This window comes from Seramator thermalis (assembly GCF_004138125.1).
Lineage (GTDB): Bacteria > Bacteroidota > Bacteroidia > Bacteroidales > Dysgonomonadaceae > Seramator > Seramator thermalis.
On record NZ_RXHS01000011.1, the window covers coordinates 22,752 to 35,317 of the forward strand.

Annotated in this window: 11 protein-coding genes; 7 read left to right on the top strand and 4 right to left on the bottom strand. The window is 42.5% G+C overall.

The window, feature by feature from the left end; translation table 11 throughout:
* Nucleotides 1-174: 174 nt before the first annotated feature.
* Both EJN84_RS09030 and EJN84_RS09035 read right to left on the bottom strand, forming a co-directional pair.
* Nucleotides 175-2,265, bottom strand: a complete 2,091-nt coding sequence (locus EJN84_RS09030; protein WP_238943990.1) for a M3 family metallopeptidase — start codon at nt 2,263-2,265, stop codon at nt 175-177.
* A 201-nt stretch (nt 2,266-2,466) separates the two neighbouring features.
* Complete coding sequence (locus EJN84_RS09035) at nt 2,467-3,069, bottom strand: FMN-dependent NADH-azoreductase (protein WP_129595121.1); 603 nt, start codon at nt 3,067-3,069, stop codon at nt 2,467-2,469.
* A 199-nt stretch (nt 3,070-3,268) separates the two neighbouring features.
* Here EJN84_RS09035 and EJN84_RS09040 point away from each other — a divergent pair, with 199 nt between their 5' ends.
* The 4 genes from EJN84_RS09040 to EJN84_RS09055 all read left to right on the top strand — a co-directional run bounded on the left by EJN84_RS09040 (nt 3,269) and on the right by EJN84_RS09055 (nt 6,968).
* Nucleotides 3,269-4,213 carry an SPFH domain-containing protein gene (locus EJN84_RS09040; RefSeq protein ID WP_129595122.1) on the top strand — a complete coding sequence of 315 codons (945 nt, stop codon included), beginning with the start codon at nt 3,269-3,271 and terminating at the stop codon, nt 4,211-4,213.
* A gap of 57 nt (nt 4,214-4,270) precedes the next feature.
* The gene (locus EJN84_RS09045; RefSeq protein WP_129595123.1) at nt 4,271-4,435 is read left to right on the top strand and encodes an Arc family DNA-binding protein; all 165 of its coding nucleotides are present in this window, start codon (nt 4,271-4,273) and stop codon (nt 4,433-4,435) included.
* A gap of 501 nt (nt 4,436-4,936) precedes the next feature.
* Nucleotides 4,937-5,302: a BlaI/MecI/CopY family transcriptional regulator gene (locus EJN84_RS09050; RefSeq protein WP_129595124.1), complete on the top strand. Its 366-nt coding sequence runs from the start codon at nt 4,937-4,939 to the stop codon at nt 5,300-5,302.
* A gap of 34 nt (nt 5,303-5,336) precedes the next feature.
* Nucleotides 5,337-6,968, top strand: a complete 1,632-nt coding sequence (locus EJN84_RS09055) for a M56 family metallopeptidase (RefSeq protein ID WP_165004221.1) — start codon at nt 5,337-5,339, stop codon at nt 6,966-6,968.
* A gap of 275 nt (nt 6,969-7,243) precedes the next feature.
* Here the strand turns inward: EJN84_RS09055 and EJN84_RS09060 are convergent, their stop codons facing one another.
* Nucleotides 7,244-8,335, bottom strand: coding sequence for an alpha/beta hydrolase family protein (locus EJN84_RS09060; RefSeq protein ID WP_238943987.1), 1,092 nt, complete (start codon nt 8,333-8,335; stop codon nt 7,244-7,246).
* Nucleotides 8,336-8,968: 633 nt separating this feature from the next.
* Nucleotides 8,969-9,751, bottom strand: coding sequence for an MBL fold metallo-hydrolase (locus EJN84_RS09065; protein ID WP_129595126.1), 783 nt, complete (start codon nt 9,749-9,751; stop codon nt 8,969-8,971).
* 130 nt (nt 9,752-9,881) lie between these two features.
* On the opposite strand from EJN84_RS09065, the gene EJN84_RS09070 reads away from it, so the two are divergent.
* The 3 genes from EJN84_RS09070 to rfbD all read left to right on the top strand — a co-directional run bounded on the left by EJN84_RS09070 (nt 9,882) and on the right by rfbD (nt 12,511).
* Complete coding sequence (locus tag EJN84_RS09070; protein ID WP_101487989.1) at nt 9,882-10,415, top strand: DUF4924 family protein; 534 nt, start codon at nt 9,882-9,884, stop codon at nt 10,413-10,415.
* A gap of 321 nt (nt 10,416-10,736) precedes the next feature.
* A complete protein-coding gene (locus tag EJN84_RS09075) occupies nt 10,737-10,919 on the top strand; it encodes a hypothetical protein (protein WP_129595127.1) in 183 nt (60 codons plus the stop codon).
* 626 nt (nt 10,920-11,545) lie between these two features.
* Nucleotides 11,546-12,511 carry a dTDP-4-dehydrorhamnose reductase gene (rfbD, locus tag EJN84_RS09080; protein ID WP_129595128.1) on the top strand — a complete coding sequence of 322 codons (966 nt, stop codon included), beginning with the start codon at nt 11,546-11,548 and terminating at the stop codon, nt 12,509-12,511.
* Nucleotides 12,512-12,566 lie beyond the last annotated feature (55 nt).

Sequence of the window (12,566 nt, forward strand, 5' to 3'; positions counted from 1 at the left end):
TTGTAATTTACTTTCAATCAACATTATGACTTATACTTCGGGCGAAGACATACCATGAATTTCGCAGCTATCTATTTCAAGCCTGCAAATATAAGTCTTTTTCGTCTTTTTTAAGACAAAACCGTCAGATTATTTTTTGGATAACCTGACGGCATGCAAAACGATGTTTCGAAATTATTTTACAAAACCTCTGTTTTTAAGCAGATATATGGGATTGGGTTCAGCTCCGCGATAACGGATGTACAGTTTCATCGGTTCATCTGATCCGCCCTTCGAAAGAATATTTTCGCGGAAGGATTTGGCTGTAGCCTGATCGAAAATTCCCTTTTCGACAAAAGGCTGAAAGGCATCCGAATCAAGCACTTCCGACCATAAATAGCTGTAATAGCCGGCCGAATACCCGCCGCTGAAAATGTGTGTGAAGTAGGTACTGCGATAACGGGGAATAATTTCGGGAATGAGGCCGATCTTTTGCATCGATTTTTTCTCGAATTCGCGCACGTCAAATTTCTGAGGAGTAGTTTGTGTGTGCCAATCCATGTCGAGTAGCGCAGCGGCCACCAATTCTGTAGTTATGAAACCCTGATTGAAGTTGGCCGCATCTTGAATTTTTTGGATCAATGAATCGGGAATGGTTTGGCCTGTTTGGTAATGTTTGGCATACAATTTCAGTACTTCGGGATGGAAAGCCCAATGCTCGTTGATTTGCGAAGGCAATTCTACGAAATCGCGATATACGCTTGTGCCGGAAATTCCCTTGTAATTTACTTTCGAAAGCATTCCGTGCAGGGCATGACCAAACTCATGAAACATTGTCTCGACCTCATCCAGCGTGAGTAGAGAAGGGGTCTCGTTTGTAGGACGGGTGAAGTTGCCTACGTTGTAAACCAGCGGACGAATATCTTTTCCATTGAGTACTTGCTGGTCGCGAAAGTTGCTCATCCAGGCTCCGCCGCTTTTGCCCGGACGTGGAAAATAATCGGTATAAAAAATGGCGATGAGCGAACCGTCGGCATCCGTTACTTCATAGGTTTCCACCTCAGGATTGTAAACAGGAATATTATCGAGTTTCTTGAAGTTCAAACCATATAGTTTGTTGGCAACCGTGAAAACGCCCTCGCGAACATTTTCCATTTTGAAATAGGGTTTCAGTTCCGATTCTTCGAGATTATATTTTTGCTTGCGCAATTTTTCGGTGTAATACCACCAATCCCACGATTCGAGTTTGAAGTTACCGCCTTCGTTGTCAATCAATGCTTGTAATTCGGCTGCTTCCTTTTTGGCTTGAGGCAAAGCGTATTTCCAAATGCTGTTCAGCAAATCGTAAACAGCTTTGGGCGTTTTTGCCATTGTTTCTTGCAACGAAAAGTCGGCATAGGTGTCGAACCCCATGAGTTTGGCTTTTTCAATACGAAGATTAACAATCTTATTGATAATTTCTTTGTTGTCGAATTCGTTGTCGTTGTCGCCGCGCATGAACATGGCTTTATACAACTTTTCGCGCAAAGTGCGATTGTCGGCATATTGAAGGAAAGGTATCCAGCTGGGTTTTTGAAGCGTGAAAACCCATTTGCCGTCGAGTCCTTGATTTTTAGCCGTTTCGGCGGCTGCGGCTATCACTCCTTCGGGAAGTCCCGAAAGATCGGCTTTGTTGTCGATCACCAGCTTGTAATTGTTCGTTTCCTTCAACACATTGTTCCCATATTCCTGGGTGAGGGATGACAATTCCTTGTTGATTTCGCGAAGGCGCTCTTTTGATTTTTCATCGAGTAAGATTCCGCCTCTGACAAATCGTTTGTAGTATTTGTCGAGGAGTTGAAATTGTTCGGTAGTGAGATGCAGGGCGGCCGTATCGTCGTACAGTGTTTTGATGCGATTGAAGAGTTGTTGATTTAAGAAAATATCGTCGTTGTGGGCCGCGAGTTTGGGCGTGATCTCATTCGCGATTTGTTCGATGGTATCGGTTTTCTCGGCACCTTCCAATCCGAAGAATACCGCCGATACGCGATCGAGAATCGCCCCACTATTGTCCAGTGCCACGATGGTGTTTTCGAAAGTAGGTGGTTGAGGATTGTTGGCGATGGAATCGATTTCGCGAAGATGTTGTTCCATGCCGTAGGCAAAGGCCGGACGATAGTCATCTTCCGTAATTCTATCGAATGGCGGAGTGCCGTATGAGGTGTCGTACTCGGAGTAAAAAATACTCCCTTTTTCGCCCGTAGTTTTATCCGATTTTTGGGCGTTGTTGCATGCAAATAATGTCATGACAGCTAGCGGAATTAAGAAAAATTTTTTCATTTTGAATTGAGAAAAATGTGCTTTGCAGTTAGTTAATAACAGATTAAATTTGAGTGAATAACACAATGCAAAGATAATGTTTTTTGCTCAATTCATGCTTTTTATTCAAAAAAAGAGCGTCCTTTCGAACGCTCGGCATCAATATATCATTAACAAAGCGGGTTTACGTTAGAAACTTTTTGCCAATTCTTTGGCTTCTTCGATAGCTTTATTGACGATTGCCTCTACATCCATCCCGATAATATCCAGTTTGCTCGCGGAGATACATTTATAGTCCTCAATCCCAAAAAAATTCAGCATGGTTTTGATATAGCTGTTTCCGTGTTCTTGTGCCGTAGCTGCATCTTCGGAATGAGCACCACCTTGTGTGGTAATGTTGATGGCTTTTTTCCCCCGGCATAACCCAATTGGCCCTGTGGGCGAATATTTGAATGTGATGCTCACCTGGCTGATATAATCGAAATAGGCTTTCAGAATAGCCGGAACGCCCAAATTCCATAATGGTTCGGCAAAAATATATTTGTCGAAATCGCGAAATTGACGCGCATATTTCACTGCAATGCTCTGCCGGCTATCGTCGGTTGCCTCCGAATGAACCAATACATCTTTTTCGGTCAAGAATCCGATATTTTCGCGATATAAATCGAGAGTAACAACCTCATCTTCGGGATGAAACTGTTTGTAGGCTTCAACGAAAGCATTCGAAATTTTGAATGTTCTTGAGAGTTCTTCCGGTTTGGAGTTTGCCTTAATGTAAAGTACTTTACTCATAAAAGGATCATTTGTAAATTAAATAATTTGGAACGATTTTTTAAATCGGTTTACAAATATACGATTTTTCTCTTATTTCTTGTGAACTTGCCTAATTGGATTGAATTAAAGAAGTTGAAAAAAATTAGAGAAATATTAGCAAAAACAAAAATACGATATAAATTTGCGATATCGAAATAATATCAAATATATTGCAAAAATGGAAACAAAAGAAGTGAATTTCAACGGTTTTAAAGCAAATGGATTTGTTATGCTGTTTGTTTCGCTTGTGTGGTTGGGAGTTTCGATTTGGCTTTTAACTACAAACGATTTGCCCTACATCATAACCGGTGTGGTACTGTCGGTTTGCTGGTTTATTCTACTGTTCGGCTTTACGATGCTCGAACCCAATGAAGCTGTGGTCATGGTCTTTTTCGGAAAATACAGGGGAGTACTCAAAGATACAGGATTCTTCTGGGTCAATCCGTTCATGACGAAGAAAAAAGTGTCGATGCGGGCGCGTAACCTTAATATCGAACCCATCAAAGTGAACGATAAGGTGGGCAATCCGGTATTGATTGGGTTGGTGCTGGTTTGGAAACTGCAGGACACGTATAAGGCCATGTTCGAAATCGATTCGCAAACAATGGCGGCAAACGACGCAAGCAGGGGAACTACCATGAAAAGTGCTGTTGCAAAGAAAATGGATGCTTTCGAAAACTTTGTGCGTGTGCAGAGCGATGCCGCATTACGACAAGTGGCCGGTCATTACGCTTACGACAACAATGTGGTGTCGGACGATGAAATTACCTTGCGATCGGGCGGAAATGAAGTGAACGAAGATTTGTTGCATGAACTGAACGAAAGACTCGCCATGTCGGGCATAACCATTGTGGAAGCTCGCATCAATTATTTGGCGTATGCTCCCGAAATTGCCGCCGTGATGTTGCGGCGTCAGCAAGCAGAAGCCATTATATCGGCGCGCGAAAAAATTGTGGAAGGTGCAGTAACCATGGTGAAAATGGCGCTTGACCGGATAGAAGACGAAAATATAGTAGATTTGGATTCGGACAAAAAAGCGGCGATGGTGAGCAATCTGTTGGTAGTGCTTTGTGCTGACGAATCGGCCCAACCGGTGTTGAATACCGGATCGTTATATCAATGACATCATAATTTTGCAGTACAAACGTATTAGTTAAGTTAGGAAGATGGAGTGAATGAAATGGCAAAAAAAGAAAAGACAACCAAAAACTTTGCACTTCGCTTGGATTCGGAGACGATGGATGCCATCGAAAAATGGGCAGCCGATGAATTTCGAAGTGTTAACGGACAGATTCAATGGATACTGGATCAGGCTCTCAAGAAAAGTGGACGTTTGAAGAAGTGATTTTTTCGTGTTGGACGTACCTGTAAATCGATTAACTCCTTTACCGGAAGCTTGTTTTGCTTTCAAGGTCTTATTTTCTTCTCTGTTTCTTTTTCAATTCAGAGTGATAGTTGAGTGGGAGGAACATGGGAGGAGACTGGGAGGAGACTGGGAGTTGCGTCGGAGCTATGTCGGATTTATGGAAAAATTTGGATGATCTATTTTCAGGATAGTTTCTGTATCAAGAAATTTATTCGTTTCATAAAGCATTTAACTGCTTCAAAAAAAATTTCGTCAGACTTGACTAATTTTTTCGTTTGGTCAGTCAATTAGTTTATGAGAAGAAGTAAAATTTGTTTCGATTGGTCGTGACATTTTCTGCATCTAAATGCACTGTTTATTAAGATTTTATGTATGATAAACGTTAATTAACTAAATAAATTAGTTTATTAACTATAATAATTAGTTGTATAACTAAATTATTTAGTTATATTTGCATCGGAATAAAATTATTCAGAGAAAATGAAAGAATTAACGGCAAAAGAGGAAGAAGTGATGCGCTATTTTTGGCAGGAAGGAGCATTGTTTGTCAGGCAGCTTGTGGAGATGTATCCCGAGCCGAAACCGCATTTCAATACGCTTTCGACTTATGTGCGGATGCTTGAGGACAAAGGATTTTTGTCGCATGAATCGTTAGGTGCTACTTACCGATATTTCCCTATCATCGATGAAGCGCAATACCGGAACGGAAATCTGAAAAATGTGGTTCGCAAATATTTTGACAATTCCTATCTGAATGTTGTTTCGACACTCATCAAGGAAAAAGACCTTTCGGTAGATGAAGTTCGCAAACTGCTCGACGAGGTTGACAAACAGTCTCCGAAATAATTTCGATTTCATCCATCGCTTTAAACAACAAAACATGGAAACCTTTCTTTTCTATCTTCTGCGATCATCTCTTGTGGCGATTTTGCTCTATGGAATTTATATGGCGATATTCAGCAAAACCACGTTTCACCGGGCAAATCGTATAGCGTTGGATTCGATTCTGGCCGTTTCGGTCGTTTTTCCACTTTTTCGATTTCGACTGATTCCCGAGACTGCGCATTCTATGATGGATATTTCTGCAATAAATGGCTCAAACCTTTCAGAATTGCCTGTTTCGTCGGTCGGTCAATCTTTGTGGCAGAATATTCCGTGGATTGAAATCATTGCGATTTTTTATTTCGCTGGACTGTCGTTTTTTCTGATTCGTCAGCTACTCGGATTCATGCGATTGGCGGCAATGATTCGAACTTCCGAAAAAGAGGCGGTTTCGCACGCGGCCTTACTTTGCATCACTGATTGCAAAATCCAACCCTTCAGCTGGTTTCGATATATCGTTGTATCGAAAGATGATGTGAAGAGCAATTATTTCCCCGTCATTCTTTGGCACGAATCGACACATGTCGAACGCTATCATTCGGTTGACCGAACGATTTTCGATCTGTTCGCCTGCATTTTCTGGTTCAATCCTTTCGCTTGGCAGTTGCGTCGCGAAATTCAAACCGTTCATGAGTATCAGGCAGACGAACATACACTCGAATCAGGCGTCGATATCAAACAATATCAACTTTTATTAATCCGCAAAAGCGCAGGTGAGAACACGTTTGCTTTGGCTAACAATTTTTTGCAGCGCGATTTGCACAAACGAATTCGTATGATGAAAACAATTCACACAAACATCTCCCGCAAATGGCAATATGCTTTAATGCTTCCGGGAATCGCAATTTCGCTGATCGCACTTTCCATTCCCGCCTTGTATGCGAAGGCCGATTCAACCAACACTTCCAAACAACAGATTCCATCGGGAACGGCAAACTTCCTTGCACATAAAAGTGGCGAAAAGGAAACGGTCGTTCAGGATACAACGAAGGTAACCGTTTGGAATAAAAAGCAAAAGGTTATCGAGGAATTATCGGACGATGCGAAAAGGGCAATTTTTATTGTGGACGGAACTCGAATGAATTACGATAAAGTGCAAGTCATTGATCCTCAAGAAATCGATAATGTGTCGGTGCTGAAAGGCGATGCTGCCACTTCCGTTTACGGAACGGAGGCTAAAGATGGTGTTGTGATCATCACTACCAAAAATAACGGACATCCCTCTTCTACCGAGCGCCGGATTAGTGTTACAGATGGCAACCCGTTGATTCTGATGAATGGCGTTGCCATAACGAAAGAAGAAATGGATAAGATCAATCCCGATGAGATTGAATCGGTAAATGTGTTGAAAGGTGAGCAGGCAACCCGTCTCTACGGCGAAAAGGGCAAGAACGGAGTTGTCATCATCACGCCGAAGGGTGAAAAAGCCGTTGTCCCATTGCGGGAGGGAATGAATAAGGAAAACCCGCCACTTATCGTTATTGACGGAAAGCGCATGCCGAAAGATTTTAACCTGTCCACGCTCAAGTCCGAAGAAATTGAATCGATCTCCGTGTTGAAAGACAAATCGGCAGTCGAAACTTACGGTGAAGACGGCAAGAACGGGGTTATCGTCATCCTGAAAAAGTAGCTGCTTTTATTTCATTCCAACTTTCTGCAAGAAATTCAAAAATTGAAGCTTTGTTTATCGTTTATTCGTATGCACCTTTTTCGAGATGATGAAAAGCAGTATTTTCTCTCGCTGATTAACGCTGATTAAGTTCGCCGATTAACGCTGATTTTTATGAACTCTTGCGCGGAAAATCTGCGATGATCTGTTTGAAATTTTCTCTCGTAGATGAATAAAAACGAATTTTAATCCGTTTGCGTGTCCATCGAAAATCATCATTTTACTTTTATTTTCACTCAATTGAATCCGTACGCTGCTTTGCGCATATCTGCAGCCGACCGGAAAGGTTTGGGCGGATCGAGATAACGTCCCAGAAATTTATGGATGGTAAAGCGGATATCGGTTGCCTCCTTACTGTCGATGCGATCGAATCCGTGACCTCCGGAAGCATTCTGAAAGATTTTGTATTCGAATTGCTTGTTTTCTTTCAGGAGCGTATCAATCATCAATTTCACTTCTCCCACATACACATCGTTATCGTTGGTATTGGTATGAATCAGGAGCGGTTTGTTCAGATTTTTCGCATAGTGAGTCGGCGATCGACGCGCATATTCTTCGGGATTCTCTTTCAGCGATTGTCCGATGTGATAATCGGCTTCAAACAGATCGGAGTAGGACTTGTCGTGCGTCGATAGCCGGTTGGCGAGATCGCTCACCGGTACGCCGGCAAAGGCGCATTGGTAATTATCGCCGTGCTGCAAAATCTGCATCAGCGCAATCATGCCGCCATGACTCCATCCCACCACGCCAACGCGCGTGGAATCGACGAAGCTGTAGTTTTGGATCATGTAGTTGCGACTCTCGAGCACATCGTCGTTTTCGCGGCCACCGTAATCGATGCTTTCGTAAAAATCTTTACCATATCCCGTGCTGCCTCGATATTCGGCCGAAACTACCACGTAGCCTTGTGCCACAAATTCGCGTACGATATGGGCGTAGTAGGTCGAAAAGTTGGCATGCACACCACTGTGTGGAAGTACGATGAGCGGATATTTGCCGCTTTCGTCAATTTCTTTAGGAATGAAAACATAGCAATAGAATTGCATTTTGTTGCCGGCAAACGGATCGTCCGGATATTGGGGTTTCCATCGGGGTGTGCTTGTCAGTCGCACCTTATCGACGTAGGCCAGGTCGCCGAGGCGCTGCCACCACATCAGATCGTCGATTTGTTTTTCGAGCATGTCGAATCGATGATCGTAATTTGTAATCTTGCGGTCGATCGATTCGATTTTCTTTTCCATTTCGGTTTTTTCTTGCGAAAAAAGCATGGGGGCATTCATCGCAAAAGCTATTGTCATACAGGCAAGGAGGTTAGCATTGATTCTCATACGGCATTATTGTTTTTAGTTTAACCGAATCTCGAAATATGGTCAGAGCAAAGTTACAATGATTACATTGATAATAAAAGAATTGTAGCTGAAATATTATCGGTCAAGAAATTATTTCTCGCTGATTAAGTTCGCAGATTAACACCGATTTTCTGCGAGAAATTGGTTTTTTGCCACGAAGACGCAAAGGCACCAAGTTGTGCCGGGCAGCTTCCCGTTTTTGATAATGTGACAATGTGATGATGAGCCAATTGTGTCTCTTTTGTCGTACCGTGAAATAGGTTTACAAAAAAGTTCACGCAGATTCACGCCGATTAAGTTCGCAGATTCACGCCGATTTCGTGCGAGAAATTGGTTTTTTGCCACGAAGACACGAAGGCACCAAGTTGTGCCGGGCAGCTTCCCGTTTTTGATAATGTGACAATGTGATGATCTGCCAATTGTGGCTCTTTTGTCGTGCCGTGAAATAGGTTTACAAAAAGTTCACGCTGATTCACGCTGATTAAGTTCGCAGATTAACGCCGATTTCCTGCGAGAAATTGGTTTTTTGCCACGAAGACGCAAAGGCTCGAAGCTGCACCAAGCGGCTTTCCATTCTTAATTTAACAACAAAAGATGATTGAAAAATTCACGTTACAATTTTGCCATCGGTGTATAGGCATCGTGATAGAAAACAAGGGTTCGATGCTCCTTTTTGGCCTTGTCCAGAAAACGTTTTTTTTCGTCCATTGCCAACGAAAGATTATCGTCATAGGCTGAAAGCCAGCTGAGTGCAATATTCAGTGAGGTCGGCACTACATCGCCCGGAAAAGCAAAATTCCCTTCTTCGGTATCGAAAAGCACAACGATCTGCCCGGGAGTGTGCCCGTCGTAAAGTTCGAGCCGGATGGTGTCGTAAAGCATTTGATCCTCCATCACAAATTGCAGTTGGCCGGAACGGAAAACGGGTTCGATATTATCGGGAAAGAACGATCCCTTTTCGAAAAGAGAAGGATTTCGATAATTTTTCCACTGCTTCAGACTCACCCAATAAGTGGCATTGGGGAACGTAGGTATGGCTTCGCCGTATTCGTTGAGCATCGTACTTGCGCCGCAATGATCGAAGTGCAGATGCGTGAGAATGACGTCGGTAACCTCTTCCGGTTCGTATCCGATTTTTCGGATCTCGTTCGGTATGTTTCGTTGGTCGAAAGGCTTGTAAAACCTCAGTTTCGATACATGCTTGTCACCCAATCCCGTGTCAACGAGAATTTTCCGGTCGCCTGTCTCGATAAATAGGCAGCGCATCGACATCACACACATGTTTTGCTCATCCACTTTATACTTGATCGACCAGTATTTTTTGGGGATTGGGCCGAACATCACGCCGCCATCACCCATAAAATATCCCGACTCGATGATATGAAACTTGACCATAAATTCGTAATTTTGCGACAAATTTAATCAAAGATAGCGTTTAAGGCGAATTGTTTCGAGTTAAATTGTGGAGAACGACCGCCACATTCAACTTAAACCATAAGCCCGAGAGCGGATGACAATCTTGACGATGAACATTATTCCGAACAAACACGAACAAATAGCCGATTATCTGCTGTTTATGTGGCAGACCGAAGATGTGTTGCGTGCCTGCAAACTGGATTTGGACATTGTTCGGCAAACGCTTGTCGATCCTTTGCCTGTTTCCGATGAAGAGAAATCGAAAATGCTCGATTGGTATGAAGGGCTGATCATGATGATGAAATCGGAAGGCGTTCAGGAAAAAGGTCATTTGCAGATCAACAAGAATATGATCATCGAACTGACGGATTTGCATTTACGGCTTCAAAAAGATCCGAAAGAGGCAGAATATATGGCAACTTATTACCATACTTTGCCCTATATCGTGGAATTGAGAGCAAAATCGAAGGTGAAGGATATTCCCGAAATTGAAACCTGTTTCACAGCTATGTATGGCTATTTGCTGCTGAAAATTCAAAAGAAGGAAATTTCGAAAGAAACGCAGGCAGCGGTCAATCAAATCGGTAAACTTTTGCGTTTGCTGACCGAAAGATATAAAACGATGTATCAGGAGGAAGAATAGAATTATAGGTAATTAAGTATGGAGAAGTGAAGAATTTTAGAAGTTGGAGATGGGAATTAAAAGAAGAAGTAGAGAAGTAAAGAAGTTAGAAATGAGAATTTCAAATTGCGAGTTGAAAGTAAAACTTTATGAACTTTCTAACTTTACAAACTAAAATGATTATCATAACCCCTGCACTGCCCGGGTGCAGTGCTTGTCCCCTTATCTTAAGGGGACGGTTTAGGGTGAGTGAGATTCCGAAACTACTCCACTCTTAAGATAAGAATGGTACTGCCGAAGGCAGGTGGGAGTTATGAATTAATTGACAGTTGACAAATAATAATGGATAATATAGGAGAAGTGGGGAAGTTGGAAATGGGAATTGAAAGAAGAAGTGGAGAAGTAAAGAAGTTAGAAATAAGAATTTCAAATTACGAATTAAAGTTCTTTTTTCTTGTTGCTATTGCGGATATTCATCTGTGCAACTACAGTAGTTCTGCCTTTCATGCAAAGGTGAGTTCGTGAATTGAAGGTTATTGGCTACTATGAATAATATCGAGTATAGTTTCGGCTTGAAAAGCCGAATTTTCATAACCGCAGAATTTATTCTGCGGTATGAATCGGCATCAGAAACCTACCTGAAAGGCAGTACTTTTCCCAATTCGTTCAAGTTTAGTGGTAACGTAACTTCGACGAAAAACAACAGGCAGTTTTTAAACTCCTGCTGTTTCAAGCAAAAGTTGCAAACTTGGGCTATTGGGGAAAAAAGTGAAGGAGTCAGAAGTCAGGAAATATCATAACCCCTGCACTGCCCGGGGGCAGTGCTTGTCCCCTTATTCTTAAGGGGACAGCTATATGGCAAGTGTGATCCAACTCCCCTCTTAAGATAAGAGGGGTACTGCCGAAGGCAGGGGGGTGTTATGATTTTAATGGATCATGAGGAAGAAATGAATGAGAAGTGAGAAATGAGAAGTGAGAAATGAGAAGTGAGAAATGAGAAGTGAGAAATGAGAAATCGGAAATGAGAAGGAAGGGTTACAATTGGCAGATTGGCACATCATTAAATCAACAAAGCATTCCGTCAATTAAATTCACTAACTTGTGTGTTGACTGCAAACTATCATATAAATTTCAATAAAAAATAAAGACCTATGGCAATTTACACAGGTTCGAACAAACATTTGGGTGGAACGGAAACCGTTACCAAAAGACAGGATTTTTTTTACGGATTGGTGCAGAAAAACGTCTTGATAACGGGCGCCAACGGGCAGTTGGGAAATGAGCTTCGCGAAAGAAAAATGATTTCGAACAATCCGTTTCATTTCATCTATACCGATGCCGATACACTCGACATTACCGACAAGGAGCAGGTACGCCGGTTTGTGGACGACCATAACATCGCTTATATGGTCAACTGTGCGGCTTATACCAATGTCGAAAAAGCCGAATCCGATCAGGAAATGGCACTGCGAATCAATGCTCTGGGGCCTGAAAATCTGGCACGAGTAGCGCACGAATTCGATATCCGGCTCATTCATATATCCACCGATTATGTTTTCGACGGGAGTTCTGCGACACCTTACACCGAAAAAGACGCAACAAATCCGCAATCCGTGTATGGCAAAACCAAGTTAAAAGGCGAAGAGGCCGTTCTGAAAGCAGATCCATCGGCTATTATCATTCGCACTTCGTGGCTATATTCGGAATTTGGAAACAATTTTGTGAAAACCATGCTTCGCTTGATGAGCGAACGCGACCGGATAACGGTTGTGGCCGATCAGCATGGATCGCCAACTTATGCCGCCGACTTGGCCGAAATGATCATGGTGATCCTCGAAGCAGACGAAAAGGACGAATGGAAACCGGGAATTTATCATTTTTCGAATGCCGGAGCAACGACATGGTACGATTTTGCCAAAAAAATCAAAGAATTATCCGGAAATACCACTTGTGTGGTCGAACCCGTTACTATGGCCGAATACCCGACGGTGGCGCCCCGACCTGCTTATAGCGTGATGGATATTTCGAAAATTCAAAATGCCTTCCACGTAGAAATTCCGAGATGGGAAGACGCTTTGCAACGCTGCCTCAATAAATTACAGGCTGCGAGCAACTGATAAAGTTTTTTAATCTTGGCTTTTTCGTAACTGCAAGCAAACAATCAGACAGACT